The 19277-nt window shown below is 41.6% G+C and carries 15 protein-coding genes; 8 read left to right on the top strand and 7 right to left on the bottom strand.

What is annotated here, in order from left to right; translation table 11 throughout:
* The first annotated feature begins 196 nt into the window (after positions 1 to 196).
* Positions 197 to 1849, top strand: a complete 1653-nt coding sequence (locus F0227_RS14640) for an HD domain-containing phosphohydrolase (RefSeq protein WP_171753971.1) — start codon at positions 197 to 199, stop codon at positions 1847 to 1849.
* A 183-nt stretch (positions 1850 to 2032) separates the two neighbouring features.
* The gene (gene mak, locus F0227_RS14645; protein ID WP_171753972.1) at positions 2033 to 2941 is read left to right on the top strand and encodes a fructokinase; all 909 of its coding nucleotides are present in this window, start codon (positions 2033 to 2035) and stop codon (positions 2939 to 2941) included.
* A gap of 82 nt (positions 2942 to 3023) precedes the next feature.
* Here the strand turns inward: mak and F0227_RS14650 are convergent, their stop codons facing one another.
* On the bottom strand, positions 3024 to 3689 hold the full coding sequence (locus F0227_RS14650; protein WP_171753973.1) for a 3-oxoacid CoA-transferase subunit B: 666 nt from the start codon (positions 3687 to 3689) through the stop codon (positions 3024 to 3026).
* Between the two features lie 2 nt (positions 3690 to 3691).
* Complete coding sequence (locus tag F0227_RS14655) at positions 3692 to 4357, bottom strand: CoA transferase subunit A (RefSeq protein ID WP_171753974.1); 666 nt, start codon at positions 4355 to 4357, stop codon at positions 3692 to 3694.
* A 227-nt stretch (positions 4358 to 4584) separates the two neighbouring features.
* Between F0227_RS14655 and F0227_RS14660 the strand changes: the two genes are divergently transcribed.
* Both F0227_RS14660 and F0227_RS14665 read left to right on the top strand, forming a co-directional pair.
* Complete coding sequence (locus F0227_RS14660; protein ID WP_171753975.1) at positions 4585 to 5508, top strand: LysR family transcriptional regulator; 924 nt, start codon at positions 4585 to 4587, stop codon at positions 5506 to 5508.
* On the top strand, positions 5502 to 6398 hold the full coding sequence (locus F0227_RS14665) for a LysR family transcriptional regulator (RefSeq protein ID WP_171753976.1): 897 nt from the start codon (positions 5502 to 5504) through the stop codon (positions 6396 to 6398). Before F0227_RS14660 ends, F0227_RS14665 begins: the two co-directional genes overlap by 7 nt.
* A 52-nt stretch (positions 6399 to 6450) precedes the next feature.
* On the opposite strand, the gene F0227_RS14670 is transcribed toward F0227_RS14665, so the two are convergent.
* Genes F0227_RS14670 through F0227_RS14680 form a run of 3 tightly spaced genes read right to left on the bottom strand, consistent with a single transcriptional unit; the run spans position 6451 to position 9650 of the window.
* Positions 6451 to 7422: a TAXI family TRAP transporter solute-binding subunit gene (locus tag F0227_RS14670; protein ID WP_171753977.1), complete on the bottom strand. Its 972-nt coding sequence runs from the start codon at positions 7420 to 7422 to the stop codon at positions 6451 to 6453.
* A 60-nt stretch (positions 7423 to 7482) separates the two neighbouring features.
* Positions 7483 to 8313, bottom strand: a complete 831-nt coding sequence (locus F0227_RS14675; protein WP_171753978.1) for a 3-keto-5-aminohexanoate cleavage protein — start codon at positions 8311 to 8313, stop codon at positions 7483 to 7485.
* Positions 8314 to 8315: 2 nt separating this feature from the next.
* On the bottom strand, positions 8316 to 9650 hold the full coding sequence (locus F0227_RS14680; protein WP_171753979.1) for an aspartate aminotransferase family protein: 1335 nt from the start codon (positions 9648 to 9650) through the stop codon (positions 8316 to 8318).
* Between the two features lie 348 nt (positions 9651 to 9998).
* Here F0227_RS14680 and F0227_RS14685 point away from each other — a divergent pair, with 348 nt between their 5' ends.
* Entirely contained in the window at positions 9999 to 12467 is a 2469-nt protein-coding gene (locus F0227_RS14685; protein ID WP_171753980.1) for a cache domain-containing protein, read from the top strand.
* A gap of 175 nt (positions 12468 to 12642) precedes the next feature.
* A complete protein-coding gene (locus F0227_RS14690; RefSeq protein WP_171753981.1) occupies positions 12643 to 15138 on the top strand; it encodes a cache domain-containing protein in 2496 nt (831 codons plus the stop codon).
* 48 nt (positions 15139 to 15186) lie between these two features.
* Here F0227_RS14690 and F0227_RS14695 read toward each other — a convergent pair whose 3' ends face one another.
* Positions 15187 to 17403, bottom strand: a complete 2217-nt coding sequence (locus F0227_RS14695; RefSeq protein WP_171754032.1) for a YgiQ family radical SAM protein — start codon at positions 17401 to 17403, stop codon at positions 15187 to 15189.
* A gap of 181 nt (positions 17404 to 17584) precedes the next feature.
* On the opposite strand from F0227_RS14695, the gene F0227_RS14700 reads away from it, so the two are divergent.
* Positions 17585 to 18268 carry a hypothetical protein gene (locus tag F0227_RS14700; RefSeq protein ID WP_171753982.1) on the top strand — a complete coding sequence of 228 codons (684 nt, stop codon included), beginning with the start codon at positions 17585 to 17587 and terminating at the stop codon, positions 18266 to 18268.
* 93 nt (positions 18269 to 18361) lie between these two features.
* Positions 18362 to 18556 carry a DUF4250 domain-containing protein gene (locus tag F0227_RS14705; protein ID WP_171753983.1) on the top strand — a complete coding sequence of 65 codons (195 nt, stop codon included), beginning with the start codon at positions 18362 to 18364 and terminating at the stop codon, positions 18554 to 18556.
* 127 nt (positions 18557 to 18683) lie between these two features.
* Here the strand turns inward: F0227_RS14705 and F0227_RS14710 are convergent, their stop codons facing one another.
* The gene (locus tag F0227_RS14710; protein WP_171754033.1) at positions 18684 to 19130 is read right to left on the bottom strand and encodes an META domain-containing protein; all 447 of its coding nucleotides are present in this window, start codon (positions 19128 to 19130) and stop codon (positions 18684 to 18686) included.
* Positions 19131 to 19277 lie beyond the last annotated feature (147 nt).

A 19277-nucleotide genomic window follows, 5' to 3' on the forward strand; every position in this document is an offset into this window, starting at 1 on the left:
CTGATTAATAAAAAATTCATCTAGTTATGCGCTTTCATGGTGAACTCGTTGAATATCGAACTATACTAAAAAGGAGCATACAGCAAGGAATGTGATAAGTATGAACAATAGGTTAAGGGTTAGATGTTGTAAAACAGTATATGGCTTTTTAACTTTATGGTTACTGCTTTCACCTGCGGTTTTATTTGCTAAAAGTATGCAAAATATATTGGTTTTGCACTCTTACGATGCATCCTATGGCTGGACGGTAGATTCACAGCATGGCATAGAAGACGCAATTAAAACCGCATCACAACCGATCAAGCTCTCGGTAGAGTATTTGGATACTAAGCGCATTAGCAACCCTGAATATTATAAATACATGAGGGAGTACATTAAGTACAAATACAATAGCTACGAGTTTGATGGTGTAATACTCACAGACGACAATGCCTTGACCTTTTTTAATAGTCTGAAGCTAGATAATTTAAAAGGCTTACCTACGGTTGCTGTGGGTATCAACAATATAGAAGCCAGCCTTTACTCATCAACCAGTAAAGGAACGGTTATCTATGAAAATGATTATATTGTCGAAAATATTCGCTTAATAAAACGACTACGACCCAACCTCAAAACACTCTATTTTCTCTCTGACTATAGTGTTACCTCAAAAATCACTCGTGAAAAAATATTGACTGAACTGGCTAAACATACGGATATCGCTTTGGCTGAAATCCGCAGTGAAAGCTTAGCTCAAGCAGGAAATACGTTATCGAAAATCTCCCCGGATGATGCAGTATTGCTGACGCATTTCAATACCGAATTAGATACGGGTACCTACTATGGATACGAGGAAGTAGCGAGACGGCTTTCTGCAAAAAGTGCGGCACCAATCTTTGTTTTCTGGGAGTTTTATATTCAGGGAGATGTGCTGGGTGGTTACGTAAATCGTTCCTATAAAATGGGGGTACAGGCGGTGGAGTTGTTAGGGGCGAAACTGCCCGAGTCTATTAATGTCACCATGTCGGTAGAAAAAGAACATGCAGCCGTTTTTAACTTCTCTTCAATTGATCGTTACCAAATTCCTATGTCGTTGCTGCCTGAAGAGGCCTATGTAATTGGCAAGCCTAAGTCTTATGTAGAAAAAAATATACGGATACTTTCGTTCTTGCTGGTGGTGCTGGTCTTATTGATGATCGTCATCTTGATCTTGTCTATTTCATTGAAGAGAAAGCGTAAAATTAACCGGCAAAAACAGCAGCTAATCGAAATTCAGGAACAGAATCTGGCAGAACAGAAGAACTTTATTCATCTATTGAGTGATGCGATAGAGGCGCATTCAGGGGGCATTGGTCATCACATTAATAGTGTGGCAGAAATGACGGGGCTACTAGCGCGATTTGCTGGGTTAACAAAGCATGAGCAGCGTGTGATTGAGAAGCTTAGTCCTATGCACGATATTGGCAAAATCGGTGTACCGCGGGAGATTTTGATGAAAGCGAGGGCACTCACGGATAATGAAAGACTGATTGTTGAAACACATACCGTCATTGGGCATCAATTGCTCTCCAATAGTGAAGGGGAGTTGATGGGGTTAGCGGCTATGATCGCTTTGGATCATCACGAGTACTGGAATGGTAAAGGGTATCCAAATAATAAAGTTGGCAGTAGCATTCATATTTTTGCTCGAATTACGGCGATAGTGGATGTGTTTGATGCGTTACTCAGCCCGCGTTGCTATCGAGAGCCATGGAGCATAACCGATGTAATGGACTATTTTGAGGAGCAGAGTGGTGAGCAATTTGATCCTCAACTCACCCGACTGTTACTGGATAATATCGATGAGTTTTTATTGTTAAGAGATCTATAAGTTCAAGTTATCTCTGCATCACTGAGTTTCAATTTACGGTGTTAAAACCCAGCTCTTTAGCTTAGCGGCTTTAGAGCTTTTTATTATCTTTTGACCGCTAGCACAGACACTTGCATCAAGATTATTCAAACTAAACGCAGGTCAACAGACCATTGAGACTTCACTAATTTAGAGAGATAAGTAATGAGAATAGGTATTGATCTGGGCGGGACGAAAATAGAAGTTATTGCACTATCGGATTCCGGTGAAGAGCTGTTTCGTAAAAGAGTGAGTACGCCAAAAGGATCGTATCCAGAGACTCTCAACGCTATAAAAGGTTTGGTAGAGGATGCAGAATCGGCAACGGGTCAAACGGGTACGGTTGGCATTGGAATTCCGGGAACCATCTCGCCATACTCTAAAAAAGTAAAAAATGCTAACTCAGTATGGTTAAACGGCCAGCCTTTAGATGTTGATCTGTCTGCTCTGCTTGATAGAGAAGTGAGAGTAGCGAATGATGCCAACTGCATGGCCGTATCTGAAGCAACTGATGGTGCCGGGAAAGGCTACGGTGTTGTGTTGGCGTTAATTTTAGGCACTGGCGCGGGTGCCGGCATTGTGATTAATGGCATCCCGCATCGTGGTGGTAATGGCATTGGTGGGGAATGGGGACATAACCCTATGCCGTGGCAGGATGATGAGGAACAAGCATTTTCTCGTTCAACCCCTTGTTATTGCGGCAAGAGTGGCTGTGTTGAGCAATTTGTCTCTGGAACGGGCTTGTGTGCAGATTACCAGCGCCGAACAGGTCAGTTGATTACTGGTAAAGAGATTTCAGATCTTGCAGAACAAGGAGATGCAACGGCGTTGCTCTCATTAGAAGCATTTGAACGACGTTTAGCAAAATCCATTGCTAGCGTTATCAATCTACTTGATCCAGATGTGGTTGTTTTGGCGGGTGGTGCATGCAATATTTCACGTTTATATCAGAATGTGCCTAAGTTGCTTGAAAAGCATACGTTTGGCGGTGAATGTCATACACCAATAAAACCTGCGGTCCATGGTGACTCTAGTGGTGTGCGCGGCGCGGCTTGGCTATGGCCTGCTAAATAGCCTGTAATATCTTAGGGTGAGAATTGGCCCTAAGATATTACAGCAGTGAGTGATATATCTGCTCACTTAAGTGGAGCGATGATCACGCCATCACTTTAAGGTCATCGGCAATAATAAGCGTCGCTTCGGTGACGCTTTGTACTTCTTCAACGCTTGTGTCTTCTGCTATCTCAATTAAGGTCATGCCGTTTGCGGTAATCTCGATCACTGCTAACTCTGTGACGATCAAGTTGACTTGCCCCTGCGCGGTGAGAGGCAGTGTACAGTGATTAAGTAGCTTTGGTTTTCCTTTCACTGTGTGTTCCATTGCCACAATAACCTTTTTAGCGCCAACCACTAAGTCCATGGCTCCGCCCATACCCGGAACCATTTTTCCCGGTATGATCCAGTTTGCCAAGTTGCCATGTTGGTCCACTTGTAGGGCGCCTAGTACGGTAGCATCAACATGACCGCCGCGAATAATGGCGAATGACTCAGAGCTGTTGAAGTAAGCGGCACCCTCAATAGCCGTAATTGCTTGGCCGCCAGCGTTAACGAGATCGGGATCAGAGTCAGCTTCAGTGGCCATTCCTTTTATGCCAAGTAAGCCATTCTCCGATTGAAATAATACCGTAACGTCATTGTCGATTTGATCTGCCACCATTGTTGGTAATCCGATGCCCAAATTAACCACATAGCCATCTTTGAGTTCTTTAGCCACTCTTTTGGCGATCCGCTCTCTCGGCTCAATAGTTTTGTTAGTGTTCATTTTTATCGCTCCTCTGAGTGGCGGCTTTGAACAATGAAATCGACAAAGATAGAAGGCGTGTGTACAGACTCTGGCTGTATTTGGCCGATATCTACTATTGTTTCAGCTTCGGCGATAACAGTGTCGGCTGCGGTTGCCATCAGTGGATTAAAGTTCTGGGTGGTTTTTTTATAAAAAACATTACCAGATGTATCGACAATGGAGCCTCTGATTAATGCAACATCGGCGTGTAGTGGCTTTTCCAATATGTAAGGCTTTCCATCGACTTCAATAATTTCTTTCCCTTCTGCGACGATAGTTCCAAGGCCTGTTGGTGTTAATACACCACCTAGACCTGCTCCTGCGGCTCGAATTCGTTCAGCTAATGTCCCTTGTGGAACAAGTTCAACGTCAAGTTCTCCGCTGTTCATCTGCTGTCCGGTTAATGGGTTTAAGCCGATATGAGAGGCGTAGAGTTTTTTAATTCTTTTTTCAGAAATCAACCGACCGGAACCAGACTCAGGCATACCTGTATCGGTACTGATTAAGGTTAATTCACGAATATCACTGTCAAGAATGGCATCGATCAATGTTTCCGGCGCACCGTTGGCCATAAAGCCACCAATCATTACTGTCATTCCGCTTTTAAGGTGTGACGTAACGATGTCAGTATCGGTTATTTTTTTCATCGTTTATCCCAATTAATTCATGTCGCTATTTTGTACAGTGTATGAGCAAAACTCATATTTAGCATAGGGGCACATTCAGGAACAGGCTTTGCATATTTGCAATGTGGACTTGCATCGCTTGTTTGGTAAGCTTTTTATTCAGATTACATTTAATTAACTGATTATTTTGCAAACAGAAATTAGAAAGAATATTCTTGCCTGTATGAACCAGAGGAATAGGTGGGACCATGCTTAAAGGAAGTGAGCTCCCTTCAATCAAGGCGTTGAGAACCTTTATTGCAGTGGCAAATCATATGAGCTTTTCGAAAGCGGCTAATGAGCTATCCGTAACGCAAGGGGCGGTTAGCAAACAAATTGCGGCTCTTGAGCAGCAGTTAGGGCAGCCTTTATTTGAAAGACACATTAACGGAATTGTCCTTTCAAATGCGGGTAAGCGCTATCTGCCAAAAATTTCTCAAGCTTTGGAGATTATTCAGTACTCCACATCCAGCTTGCTACAAACTGAGCAAGTGGAAGAAGTGTTAACCGTGAATGTAACCCCTTCATTTGCGAGTCTTTGGTTGATCCCTGCTATCGAAAGTTTTAATCAGAAACACCCCAATATTCAAGTCAGGGTGAAAACAGGGGATGGCATGGTAAAGAGTATTAACAGTGATAGTGACCTATATATTCGTTGTTTACCTCTCTCTAAACACTATGAAAATGCCTCGCTATTACAGAAAGAGACCTTGTTGCTTATAAGTGCAAATAGCCAAATGAACACCGATCCTGAGGGAGGGAAAACGCCTCTTGATGATATGGTGTTTATTCCTCAGATTACCAGACCACAACTGTGGGAACAGTTTAAAACAGAACAGCAATTACCAAAACTGAATCGCTTTTATGGCGTGGGTTTTGAGCATTTCTATATGTCTTTAGAAGCGGTAAATAACCACGGTGGGGTTGCTCTGCTACCGGATTTTATGGTGGCTAAATCGCTCACAAGTGGCCATCTTATTAATCCACTAAATCTGTCTATTGAGAGTGGTTATGGTTATTACCTAATCGTACCCAACTACCGGCTGGCATCGCGAAAAATATACGAATTTAATCAATGGCTTAATGAGACGCTTATTCCAGCAGCAAAAGCTGCAAAAGGTGATGTATGTTAGATAAAATGGCATTTTTTGTTTATGTGGTTAGGCTCAACTCAATTTCTGCTGCTTCTAAGCAGTTTGATATTTCGGTTTCTGCTGGTAGCCGTTGGCTCAAAGAGCTAGAGCAGCAGATGGGAACACCTCTTTATCGTCGAAATAATCGCTTGCTCACTCCAACGCCAGCGGGAATTAAACTGTTTGAAGAGTACGCGCCTATTGTTGACCGTTCCGAGGTGATTGTTCGTGAAGTACAAGGATTTCAGTCAAGCCAGAAAGGGCATATAGATATTAGCTGTACGCCCGTTTATGCCAATCATTTTTTAATGCCGATTGTGAGTGAGTATCTGCGTGAGCATCCCGGTATTACATTTAACTTAAATATCACTCCATGGGCACTTGATGATGCCACCAACGTTGATTTTGCTGTGAGTGCGATTGCCAATTATCAAGGGTATCGGGAGCGCGACGTGTTGCTTGTACGTCGTGAATTGATTGCTTGTCCGTTTGTTGTGGTTACCTCCAAGGCGTATCTGCAATTACGAGGGGCACCGATGGAGCCAAGCGAACTAAAGGAGCATCTCTGTTTATTTGCTACCAGTTTAACAGGGAGTAATGACTGGGTGTTTACTAAGGAAAACGAATCGCAAATTGTCAAAATTCCTAAATCAATTGAAGTAAACGACAGTGATTTATTGTTACAAGGTGTGTGTAATGGCGCTGGTATTGGTTATCTACCCGACTTTCTTGTCAGAGAGAAAGTTGAAAATGGTGAGCTTGAACAGCTGTTAACGGAGTACCAGACCAGTAGTTGGAGCTTGAACTTATATTATCAACCTCAAGGCAAAGCCTCTTCGGTGGCGGAGCATTTTAAAAATTATTGGTTAAAAAAACAAACCAGCCACTAGGGCTGGTCTAATTATTTTTATAAACAAATACCGTTTGGTTACTTGAGTATAATTACATTAATCCTGCTTCTTTGTAGTACTTAACTGCGCCAGGATGAAGGGGTGCAGAAAGACCATCTTTGATCATCTCTTCTTTCTTCAAGTGAGCAAAAGCAGGGTGCAGTTTTCTAAAGGTATCGAAGTTTTCAAATACGGCTTTAACTATTTGATACACAACGTCATCTGGTACTTGAGTAGAAGAAACAAAGGTTGCCCCTACACCAAATGTAGCAGTGTCATCTGGGTTACCATTGTACATGCCACCAGGTACTGTTGCGGTACGGTAAAAGCTCTTATCGTCCACAAGTTTCTTCACTGTGCTGCTGTCAACCGCAACAATCTTACTGTCACATGAAGTGGTTGCTTCTTTGATAGCACCACTTGGGTGACCTACAACGTACACCATTGCATCGATTTTGTTATCACACAACGCTTTAGACTGCTCAGAAGCTTTTAACTCAGAGACCAGTTTAAAGTCTTTTTCAGTCCAGCCATAGCGCTCCATAAGTACTTCCATGGTGCCGCGTTGGCCTGAACCTGGGTTACCAATATTGACGCGTTTGCCTTTTAAGTCGTCAAAAGTATTGATGCCTGAGTCGGCGCGAGCAACAACGGTGAACGGTTCTGGGTGGATTGAGAATACAGCACGTAGATCACCAAAAGCGCCTTTATCAGCAAATTTGCTTGTACCGTTATAGGCGTGATATTGCCAGTCTGATTGTGCGATACCCAGATCTAACTCTCCGGCACGAATGGTATTGATGTTGTAAATTGAACCACCAGTACTTTCAACAGAGCAGCGAATGCCATGCTCTTTTTTCGATTTGTTTACTAAGCGGCAGATTGCGCCACCTGTTGGGTAATACACGCCCGTTACGCCACCAGTACCAATGGTAACAAAACGATCTTGTGCGCTGGCGTACAGTGACGTACCCAACAGAGCGGTTGCTGCGGTGGCGGTTAATAGGGATTTTAAACGTGACATAATAATTCCTTTTACTAAAAATGAACGTGTCCACGATGAATTCTGAATTGCGGATATCATCTATTTGATTAATTCCGCTTTAAAGCTGCTAGCGCTGTGCTGCTCGATATTAAGTAAGGTCATTATTTGCAGTAATTTGCTCACCTGTTCAGCATTGCTTGCTGCTTCTAATCCATGGCAATTCATATGGTTATTTTCAAAGCCTATTCTTACGTCGGCTCCCATTAGCATAGCACTGATTAGGCATTTCTGTTCCATTCGACCAAAGGCGCATACCGCCCAGCGATTTTTTAGTGTATTAAGCGGATGGTTAGCAAAAGGGATGAGATCCATTGGGTTTGCTTGCATTTCTTTGTGATATCGACCTAGAACCAATAGGATATGATGACGGTGATTTGGCAGAATACCAGATTCAATAAGTGAGAAGTAACGCAAGAGATCGTGTTCAGAATAGAGGATATATTGCGGAATAATCGACTTATCTGTTAGCCAATGAAAGAATTTTTCGGCGGTTTGTAGATAAGAATCATCAGGAATGAGTTCACAAAGCGCAAAAGACGCCGCTTCTGGTTGAGTATGAGTAATTAATTCCATCTGTTGTTCTGGCGTATATAAGCCGATAGCTTCAGTGGTGAGTTGAACAATAATCTCGTCTGCTAACTCAGATTTTATCGCGTCAAGTAGCCTTTGGTTGGTATCAATATCTAATGAATGATGCCCATTGCCATCTCTTGCGTGCAAGTGCACCATTGCCGCTCCCGCTTGTTGACAAGCAATGACTTCATCTACAATTTCATTAACTGAAATTGGCAGTCGAGGGTGATGTTCTTTGGTTTTTTTCGCACCGTTAGGAGCAACAATAATAGCAATTTTATCTTGGTGATTTGTCATTGTTAAACGTCCCATGTTTTTGCCGACTCAGTGATTGCATGATGGAGCTTGTCTACCAGCTCGGTTATCTGTTCATCAGTAATAATAAAGGGTGGCGCAAGTAACACATGATGCCCCTGTTTTCCATCAATCGTTCCGGCCATTGGGTAGCAAAGTAGGCCAAACGACATGGCCATTTCTTTGATCTGTTTGTGGGCAAGGGTTTTACTCGAGAGTGGAGCTTTGCTGCGTTTATCTTTAACCAGTTCTATTGCCAAAAAAAGTCCTTTTCCTCTTATGTCTCCTATATAAGGTAGCGCGGACAGACGAGCGTTTAATTGCTGTTTAAGACGCTCACCCTGCTTAGTTACATTTGATAGTAAATCATCCTTGATAATGGTTTGTACGGTAGCTAAAGCGGCGCAACACGCGAGAGGATGAGCCATAAATGTATGACCATGTTGAAAAAAGCCACTTCCTTGAGCGATGGCGTTATAGATGGTTTTACTGGCTAAAACGGCGCCAATGGGTTGGTATCCGCCGCCCAATCCTTTGGCAACGGTGACGATGTCCGGCACCACTTGTTCCTGTTCAAAAGCAAAGAATGTCCCAGTTCTTCCTACACCGCACATCACTTCATCAAGAATGAGCAGCACATTATATTGGTCACAGATTTGCCGAATTCGTTTAAAATAACCCTCTGTTGCCGGCAAGGCTCCTGATGTCGCTCCGACGACAGGCTCTGCGACAAATGCCATCACATTTTCCGCTCCAAGTTCTACGATCTTTTGTTCAAGCTCATTCGCCACTCGAAGAGAGTATTGTTGTTCTGATTCATTGTCATCTTGATCACGGTAGGCGTAGCATGGCGCGATGTGATGCCCGTCAGTTAATAACGGCTTGAATGGCTCTCTTCGCCAAGCATTTCCCCCCACTGATAATGCACCCAGAGTGTTACCGTGATAGCTCTGCCTGCGTGCTATTACCTGTTTTTTTTGCGGTTGTCCTGTCTCCACAAAGTACTGTCTTGCCATTTTTAATGCGGATTCTACTGCCTCAGAACCACCGCTAACAAAATAGACATGATTTAACGAGGAGGGCGCTAATGAGCAAAGTAACTCCGCCAATTTTTCACTGGGTGTGTTGGTAAAAAAACCGGTATGAGCGTAAGGAATATCGTTCAATTGGTTGATGATTGCCTGCTTAATATGCGGGTGGCTATGCCCCAAGTTTGATACGGCTGCGCCTCCGCATCCATCTAAATACTGTTTTCCTTCCTTATCATATAGATAAGCGCCTATTCCTTTTGATATTACCGGCAAGCTTGCATGACAATGCCGATGAAAAACGTGTGTCATTGGGACCATTCCTGTATTGATCTGAACAAAATTTATACTGTGCTAGAAAAGCGACAGTGGCAATGGAAATGAATTCTGAGGGTATGAGTATTGGTAATAGGGGGAGGAGGCTTGGCTACAATCGTGTAAATAATAATCAAGTGCTTAAAATCTAACCGTACAGGTGGTCGTAAGTGTTTTTTAAGATGGTGATAAAGCTATCAATTTCAAAAAATGGTTATTCTGTAATGTCTCTCAATCCGGAATTTACTGAGAAAGTTAGATATACTTCATTAATCTGAATGTTGTATCGAGTTGTTATTGATGGTTCATATTAATGATAGAAAGTTGCTAAGGTTTATACAGGTTATGCCTGTTGTTATTATTGCCGTGGCGACATTTCTTATTATCGTTGTTATGTTTCGTGATAACCGCCTTGAAGCTAATGAGAACTTAGCAACCCTCCGACAAGATTACCTTTTACAGCAAAAAATACGCATTCAACAAGAAGTTGATAGCGTTTATCGACAAATTTCCTATGAAAAAAAACAGACCGAAGACGCTCTTAAGCTCGATCTTAAAGCGCGAATTTATGAAGCGCATCGGATAGCGACGGCTATCTATGAGAAGAATAAAGAGAAATCAGAGCAAGAGATTACTAAACGGATCACTACAGCATTAAGAGCATTGCACTTTAATGAAGGGAGAGGGTATTACTTCATCTATAAGATGGATGGAACAAATGTAATGCTGCCACCTTTGCCTCATATGGAAGGAACGTCTCGCTGGGATATGCAAGATAGCCGAGGTGCTTATATAACACGAGATGTTATTAATATTGCTAAAAATAAGGGAGAAGGCTACCACAGTTGGTGGTTCTTCAAGCCGGGTAATCAGCAGCGAGATCATGAAAAAGTCGGCTTTATTAAGTATTTTTCACCAATGAAATGGATGATAGGAACCGGTGAATATGTCGATAGCTTTGAGAAAAATATACAGGACAAACTATTAGCTAGGATTTCTGAAATTCGATACGGCAGCAATGGTTATGTTTTTGTTTTAGATGAAAATGGCGTAATAAAGGCTCATCAGGATAAATCGATAATTAATACTAATAGGATGAACTTAAGAGATAAAGAAGGTAACGAGTATATAAAGAACATCATTAACAAGGCCAAGTCTGGCGGTGGATTTATTCGTTATCATAGTTTGTTTAAACCTATGAGCATTGATGATAGTGAAAAGGTAAGTTATGTCCGCTGGTTTGGTGACTGGAACTGGACTATAGGTACAGGCTTCTATATTAAAGACTCAGAAATTTATCTGGCAATTAAAGAGAAAACCATAAAACAGCAAAACAGTGATGAATTACTTAAATTGTTGATATACAGTGCCATATTGGCATTTGTAATGACATTGGTTGCCGCATTGTTAAGTCGAAAGGTCGCATCGCGCTTTCAGAGCTTTCAATCTAAGATAAGCCAAGATTTTAGCGAATTAGAAAATGCTAAGAATACGATGCAACGCCTCGCCTTGTATGACTCTCTTACCGACCTACCTAACCGATTACAGTTCACACAGTTACTGCGTCAAGCGATTACAGAGTCTGATAAGACCGGTAATTTATTGGCTGTAATATTGGTTGGTTTAGACGACTTTAAGAAAATTAATGATCTGTACGGGCACTTTGTTGGTGACAAATTACTGACCATCTTGTCGAGAGAGTTTGAGGCTATATTGGATCCAGGTGATAGCGTTTGTCGCTTTGGAGGCGATGAATTCATCTTTTGTATTCAGAATTTGCACTCTAAAGATGAAGTTGAAAGGAAAATTGCGGTTATTCAAGGCGTATTTTCTGAGGCACAACTGATAAATAATGTGCAGATAAAGTCGAGCTGTTCTGTTGGTGTTTCTTGTTATCCGGAAGATTCATTTAGTGCAGAGGAAGCGATGAGTAATGCCGATATCTCTTTGTACCGTGCTAAAAGCGATAAAAAAGGGACTGTCATCTTTTTTAATTCCGCCATTGCTAAGCAGTTGGAATATGACTTTAAGTTAGAGAGTGAATTAAAAGGTGCATTAGGTCGAGACGAAATTAGTTTGGTATATCAACCGCAGATATGTACCTCATCGGGCAAAATGATTGGGGTAGAGGCTCTTTGTCGTTGGAACAATCAAGCTTTGGGTTTTGTTTCTCCGGTGGAGTTTATTGATGTTGCGGAGCGTATTGATCTTATTCACTCTATTGGCCAGTTTGTGGTAGAGAAGGCGTGCAGTGATATTGTCGCTGCGTATCCGAATGGAGATGATGCGGTTAAGCTTTCGGTTAACATATCCCCCAAGCAACTGAAATTGAAACATTTTGCTGATGATTTTCACAATACAATATTGCGCTCAGGTATCGATATTAGTCGGGTAACCATCGAGATTACCGAAAATGTACTGCTGGAGGATCAAGCTTCAGTCACCCCTATCTTACATGAGCTAAGGGAGTTAGGTTTTAGCATTTCCCTTGATGACTTTGGTACAGGTTTCTCGTCATTAAGTTATTTAAATAATTTACCGATTAATGAGATTAAGATTGATCGCTCATTTATAGATAAGATTTTGATTAGTGATCAAAGTGATACTTTGGTTAAGGCCATTTTGGCAATTGGACAGTCTTGTGGAATGAAGGTTGTTGCCGAAGGTGTTGAAACCATTGAACAGTATCATAAATTGCTAGACTACCAATGTGACCTTGTCCAAGGTTACTATTTTGATAAACCTCTTGAGTTAGGCCTGTTAGAAGAGCGAACGGAACAGCACTGGAAAAACAAGTGCTCAAGCTCTAAATAACGATAAAGATCAAAAATTTATAACCTCGTTATTGGTTGCTCCTATACTTGCGAGTAAACCGCTTATCTTGAACTATACTTATAGCCAAGTAACCTTTAGCTGTTAGTTTTAATGCGGCAGCTAGAGGTCATTAGGTAGATTTATACCAATGAGTCGTTACTGCGTATGAGGGATTATGGCAGCGGTTAAGGACAATAAGTTATTTCAGTTAATTCGATATGGGCCAGTTATTTTTTTTGGGGTCTTCGCCCTCGCGATTAATTTTATTGTAATTAAAGAAAATTCGGATAGAGCGGAACACAGTATTGATACATTGCGTTCTGAAGTCGTTCGTCGTCAAAAAGAAATTATCAAACAACATGTTGATCAAATAACTAATGAAATTGGTTATCATCAATCTCGAGCGGAAAATGTGCTTAAGACCCAAGCAAAAAATCGAGTAGAAGAAGCTTACCAAATCGCAATTAATCTACACCAAACTAATCTAGATAAATCCAAACAGCAGATAAGCAAAATTATTTCTGAAGCCTTGCGGCCAATACGCTTTTTTGATGGCCGTGGTTATTTCTTTGTATTTAATATGGACGGAACCAATGTGATGCATGGTTTACGTCCTCATGTGGAAGGAAAAAACCTTATTGACTCTGAAGATGTGCGAGGAACGAAAATTCTCAAAGAGCATATTAACTTAGTGAGTCAAAGTGGCGAGGCGTATTATCGATGGTGGTATCCAAAACCGAATTATCCGGAAACTATGGAGTTTGAAAAGATAGGTTTTGCTAAATTGTTTGAACCCTATAATTGGCTAATTGGTACTGGAGAGTATTTAGCCGATGTTGAACATGATATTCAAAAGCAGGTGTTAGACTGGATAAATAATTATAGCTTCGACAATCGTGGTTACATATTTGTTGTTGATAATAACGGCGTTATTTTGTCGCATCGAGAACCTTCTTATGTCGGTATTAATTTAAAGGATTTTAAAGACCCCGCAGGTTTGCAGATGCGGGGAATGATATTGAACAGCGATGCTGATGGTGGTTTTGTTCGATATGATATTCCTACTGTGCCAGAGAGCGATAAAAAAGAAGAAAAGATAAGCTATATCCAAAAAGTGGAGAAATGGGGCTGGTATATAGGTACTGGTTTTTATCTTAAAGATTTTGAAGTCTACTTCTCGAAACAGCGTGGCTTATTAGAAGAAAAAAATAGAGCTGAACTAACAAAAATTACCATATTAAGTGTGCTACTTACAGGTATATTAATGGCCTTGTCCATGTTGCTTAGTAATAATTTGGCGAGACGTTTTGAGCGCTTTCAATCTAGAATTGATGATGATTTTTGTGAACTGGAAGTGACCCGAGATCGAATGCAACATATGGCGCTACACGATGCATTAACTGGCTTACCGAATCGACTGCTACTGCTGGATAACATCAATCAAGGTATTGATATTAGTAGAAAAAATGGCAGTTATTTAGCGGTTATTTTTGTTGATTTAGATGATTTTAAGAAAGTAAATGATCTTTATGGACATTCATCGGGTGATAAATTGTTAGAAATTATTAGCCGTAAGTTTGAAACCTTGCTTGGTGACAATGATACGGTTTCTCGTTTTGGTGGTGATGAGTTTATATTTTGTTTTCCTATGTTGGATGATATTTCTCAGGCGGAGAAACGAGTCAGTAAAATTAAGGATGTATTTCGAGATCAGTTCGTTATTAATGGCAAAATATTATCCAGTAATTGTAGTGTCGGCATAAGTATGTACCCGAATGACAGTGACGATGCTGAGTCATTGATTCGTAAAGCGGATATCGTGTTATATCGAGCAAAATCGATTCGCAAAGGCGACGTAATGTTTTACGACAACAAAATCAATCAACAAGTGCAGCTTGATTTCTTGCTTGAAGAAGAGCTAAGGCGTGCGTTGAAAAAAGGTGAGTTGTCTGTTCTCTATCAACCTCAGATTAACGTTAAGAAGCAAAAATTGGTCTCTGTCGAGGCATTAGCCCGATGGAATAATGACCGTATGGGTTGTGTATCACCAAGTAAATTTATTGCTATCGCAGAAGATATGGGGCTGATTAATGAAATTGGCTTATTTGTATTTAGAACCGCGTGTGAAGATATTTTGAGCTATTCACCGAACTCCAGTCACGCGATTAAAGTTTCTATTAATATTTCCCCTAAACAGTTAATGAGAGAAACGTTCGCCGAAGAGTTGCTAACCATTACCAATGATGTCGGGATTGATGTAGAGAGAATTAACCTTGAGATCACTGAAAATGTATTAATTAATGATATGGACAAAGTGGCTCCGGTATTGAATATGCTGAGAAATCTTGGTTTTGGTATTTCATTGGATGATTTCGGAACGGGTTATTCGTCATTAAGTTACTTAAATAGTTTACCCATTACTGAAATTAAAATAGATCGCTGTTTTGTGGATAAATTATTGGTTAGTGAGCAGAGTAATACCTTGGTGAAAGCCATTATTGCTATTGGGGAGTCGTGCGGTATGCAAGTTGTCGCGGAAGGGGTGGAAACAAAAAAACAGTATCAGCAGTTGATGTCCTACGGCTGTAACCTTGTCCAAGGTTATTATTTTGACCGCCCGCTGCCTATAGATAAGTTAATGTCACGAACTGAAGGGCAGGAGAGTGCGTGATATAGAACTGAACAGCGAGTTTATACGGCTGTCCAGTTCTGATGCTGCTTATCGAGTGCGTTGTCGATTACCCTTCTGATTGCCTTTCCCTTTGCCTCTTTCCGATGGGTTCTTAGCGGATTTACTGTTGGGCTTTTTATTTCCATCAGTACGAATATCAGGTTGCCCTTTGCTGTGTTTGGTGGCAAAACGGTTGGCACCATGCCTGCCGGACTTTCTGCGTTGGGCAGGCGTTTTACTCTCTTTATCTTCAGCAGGTATTAAGCAGCCCCGTTTATCGCCTATTAAATGCGCTTTGCCCATGTCTGTTAGGGCTTCTCGCAGTAATGGCCAGTTCTTCGGATCATGGTAACGTAGCAGTGCTTTATGCAATCTTCTTTGTCTTTCCCCTTTAGCAACGGGAACATCTTCTCGTTTCTTGTACTTCACTCTTTTTAAAGGATTGGTTTCTGAGTAATACATCGCGGTTGCATTACACATAGGCGACGGATAGAAGTTTTGTACTTGGTCACACTCAAAATTGTTGGCTTTTAACCACAAGGCAAGGTTAAGCATATCTTCATTTTCTGCTCCCGGATGAGCAGAAATAAAGTAGGGGATGAGATACTGCTTTTTCCCTGCTTCTGCACTGTACTTCTGGAACATATCTTTGAAAGTGTCATAGCTGCCCATACCCGGTTTCATCATCTTATCCAGAGGTGATTTTTCCGTGTGTTCTGGGGCAATTTTCAGGTAACCCCCTACGTGGTGAGTAACTAACTCTTTAACGTATTCGGGTGACTGAATGGCGAGATCGTATCGGACGCCCGATGCAATCATTATTTTTTTGATGCCTTTTACTTTTCGTGCAGAACGATAAAGGTCGATTAACTGCTGGTGATCGGTATCCAGTTTGTTACATATTCTCGGGAATACACAAGATGGGTGTCGGCAGTTTTTTTCTGCTTTAGGATCAGAGCAACCGAGGCGATACATATTCGCCGTTGGGCCGCCAAGATCGGAAATTGTGCCTGTAAAACCGGGTACTTTGTCGCGAATTTCTTCTAATTCGGTCAAAATAGACTCTTTTGAACGGTTCTGGATTATACGCCCTTCATGTTCAGTGATAGAACAAAATGAACAGCCACCAAAACATCCACGCATGATATTGACTGACGTTTTGATCATGTCGTAAGCAGGGATTTTAGCTTTGCCATACATAGGGTGAGGCACGCGAGCAAAAGGCAAACCAAACACGTAATCCATCTCTTCGGTTGTCAATGGAATAGGCGGTTGGTTAACCCACAACTCTCGATTACCGTGTTTTTGGATTAATGCCCGACCAGAGTATGGGTTAGTCTCTAGATGCATTACGCGGCTGGCATGTGCGTACAATATCCGGTCATTGTTGAGTTTTTCATAAGGTGGCAGACGGACTGCTGTGGTTTTTGCATCGTGTCGTGACGGGCGAACAGTAATTGCAGTCGCTTGTTGCTCTTTTTCTTCTACCTTGTCATCGCAGTTGCTCTCAACCTGATATGGGTTAATCGGTACAAATGCTTTACCCGGTTTTTCGATTCTTGATGAATCAATGATCTTAAACTGCTCTGGCGCTTGCGCAAGGTTAACCGCAGTGCCTCGAATATCCGTTAATGCTGAGATTGGCTCGCCTGCTGCAAGACGGTGCGCGACATCGATAAGTGCGCGTTCAGCGTTTCCAAATAGTAAAATATCGGCTTTTGCATCAAACAGGACAGAACGACGTACTTTGTCAGACCAATAATCATAATGAGCAATTCGTCGTAAACTTGCTTCGATACCACCAAGAACGATAGGAGCTTCTTTAAATGCTTCGCGACAACGTTGTGAATAGACGAGCACGGCTCTGTCTGGGCGTTTGCCCCCTTCGTTGTTTGGTGTGTAAGCGTCATCATGTCTCAGTTTTCTATCTGCTGTATAGCGATTGATCATCGAGTCCATGTTGCCAGCGGTGATGCCAAAAAACAGATTGGGTTTACCTAGCTTAGTAAATGCCTCTTTGTTGCTCCAATCAGGTTGGGCAATGATTCCTACCCGAAAACCTTGAGCTTCCAATAGTCGGCCAATAATCGCCATACCAAAGCTTGGATGATCAACATAGGCATCCCCTGTCACAATTATAATGTCACAGCTATCCCAACCGAGTTGTTTCATTTCTTTCCTACTGGTAGGAAGAAATGGTGCTGTGCCGAAGCACTCAGCCCAAAATGGCTTGTAATCGAATATGGGAGTAACTTCTTTGTGCAGTATTGCCTTGTGCATTTTTTGACCTCAAATCTAGCAGGCGGGCATCATACCAAATCTTGCTTGGTCGTCTAGCATTTTCCTGCGGTTGCTAGGGTCTAAATTTGCTCTCCGCCTGTAATCGACCACATAGAAGTGGAGATATGCTATCATCGCCGCTGATTTTTTTTAGTTAGCTAATTCTATGACCTATTCAGCACTTATTCTTCTTGCACCAATGTTATTGGGCGCTCAAATAATTATTACCTTAGTTCTTCAGAAAGGGGAAATTTGTCCTGGTCAAAGGGGTAGGGTTCATAAGCTACTACCGGCATTAGGTGTTCTTTGGCTGGCAATTACGTCAGTGGAGCTGCTGGCATTTTTGGTGGCAGGTGCAATATTCTACTTTTACTCAAAGGTAAAAGTGGGTAAAACCAAAGACAAAGGTCCTCTTTGGATGCTCTATTTTGCCAACGGACTAGCTATTGCCTTTGTCGTGAGTCAGCTCTCTCAATTTGATTCTATTGCTGCCTATTGCGGCTGGATTCTCTATGTCTTTTTATTGGGGGCAGTCTTTGCTAACCTGACGTTAACAATCGCTAGAAGTCGATTAGACGCATTTCACCGTTTATTGCCTTTTGTTGGTCTAACGAGTGGTATCGCATTCGCTGCCACACTGTTTGTTCAACTGCTCTCTATTCAAGAAAGTACATTAACCACGTTGCTCTGGCCTCTATCTATCGGCTTACTGCTGCTTATCTCTGGTCTGTTGATCTGGAGTGTTCATCTATTTGCCAGCACTATCGCGGTTACCAAAGCACGGTTAGTTGTTGCTCTGGTTATGCTCTACGCGGCATGTCTAAGTTTTTATCCAATCATGCAACTCTAAATTTGGCATCTGAGTTTACTCGGGGAAATCTGGTTTCCAAACTAAGCAGTTAGGTCTACGCTTAATAAAGGATGCGCAGCAAGAGAAAACTCAATGGACTTAAGTAATATTAAACGTTTTGACAGTAGTATTTTGTTAGGTATTGTTAATGAGAAACTGCGTTTAGAGTGTGACAGTTTTGATGAGTTGATTCGTCGATATGAGATGGATGTAGATAGCTTAGTGGATAAACTTGATACGCTGGGTTATCAGTATGACCCGTTAACTAATCAATTTAAGTCACTTTAGTACGGAGAGATTTTGGCAAAGTAACGGTGCCAGAACAGAAAAACGCTACAAAAGTAAAATGGGCTAAACGCCCATTTTAGAATAACCAGAATGATTGTTTTATCCGGTTAATGTCAGCCATTTACGCTTACTGTTTCCAGTCGGCCAGTTCAAACACCAGAGTGTTGCTCTTGCCTTTTAGTATTAGCTGTTTGTCAGTTAAAGCAATGTCACTCCAGTCCGATATAGACTCCGCGAATAGGCGTTCGGTATTCATCGCATTTCCAACGCACATTTTCATGGTCATTCCCATTTTCTCGATACGAAATTGGTTGTCTTTTAGTTCGCTTTGACCAAAGAAGTTATTGCAGCCAGCATTACCATTTGCCATCAAACCTTCACCGATCTCTAAATTCGGTGCATGCATATTATTTGCGGCTACAAATGGTTCATCATTTACTTTCACTAACGTCCAATTGTGATGCTGAAGATCTTCTGCTGTGATACTACTCTGTTCTGTACTACTTTTAGAACATGCCGCGAGCAGAAGAGGTAAGGTGAGGATTGCTAAAATCTTTTTCATAACTATTCCAATCTGTAAGAAATATAGAGAGTACTTATTTAGTCTAACCCTATGTCAGCAAAAAGTAAGGCTTAGGTTACTATTTGTTTACAAATAGTGAGCAATTGTTGTTTACAAATAGTAAGCAATTGCACTCAAACAACCTAAAAATTACTTTGA

It is taken from the genome of Vibrio sp. 99-8-1 (genome assembly GCF_013114595.1).
Classification (GTDB): Bacteria; Pseudomonadota; Gammaproteobacteria; order Enterobacterales; family Vibrionaceae; genus Vibrio.

What these genes read in the sequence shown, in the direction of transcription:
- F0227_RS14705 (WP_171753983.1), top strand. Translation starts at nt 18,362, where the DNA reads ATGGACTTAAGTAATATTAAACGTTTTGACAGTAGTATTTTGTTAGGT.
- F0227_RS14655 (WP_171753974.1), bottom strand. Translation starts at nt 4,357, where the DNA reads ATGAAAAAAATAACCGATACTGACATCGTTACGTCACACCTTAAAAGC.
- F0227_RS14680 (WP_171753979.1), bottom strand. Translation starts at nt 9,650, where the DNA reads ATGACACACGTTTTTCATCGGCATTGTCATGCAAGCTTGCCGGTAATA.
- mak (WP_171753972.1), top strand. Translation starts at nt 2,033, where the DNA reads ATGAGAATAGGTATTGATCTGGGCGGGACGAAAATAGAAGTTATTGCA.
- F0227_RS14700 (WP_171753982.1), top strand. Translation starts at nt 17,585, where the DNA reads ATGACCTATTCAGCACTTATTCTTCTTGCACCAATGTTATTGGGCGCT.
- F0227_RS14660 (WP_171753975.1), top strand. Translation starts at nt 4,585, where the DNA reads ATGCTTAAAGGAAGTGAGCTCCCTTCAATCAAGGCGTTGAGAACCTTT.
- F0227_RS14665 (WP_171753976.1), top strand. Translation starts at nt 5,502, where the DNA reads ATGTTAGATAAAATGGCATTTTTTGTTTATGTGGTTAGGCTCAACTCA.
- F0227_RS14670 (WP_171753977.1), bottom strand. Translation starts at nt 7,422, where the DNA reads ATGTCACGTTTAAAATCCCTATTAACCGCCACCGCAGCAACCGCTCTG.
- F0227_RS14675 (WP_171753978.1), bottom strand. Translation starts at nt 8,313, where the DNA reads ATGACAAATCACCAAGATAAAATTGCTATTATTGTTGCTCCTAACGGT.
- F0227_RS14685 (WP_171753980.1), top strand. Translation starts at nt 9,999, where the DNA reads ATGCCTGTTGTTATTATTGCCGTGGCGACATTTCTTATTATCGTTGTT.
- F0227_RS14690 (WP_171753981.1), top strand. Translation starts at nt 12,643, where the DNA reads ATGGCAGCGGTTAAGGACAATAAGTTATTTCAGTTAATTCGATATGGG.
- F0227_RS14650 (WP_171753973.1), bottom strand. Translation starts at nt 3,689, where the DNA reads ATGAACACTAACAAAACTATTGAGCCGAGAGAGCGGATCGCCAAAAGA.
- F0227_RS14640 (WP_171753971.1), top strand. Translation starts at nt 197, where the DNA reads ATGCAAAATATATTGGTTTTGCACTCTTACGATGCATCCTATGGCTGG.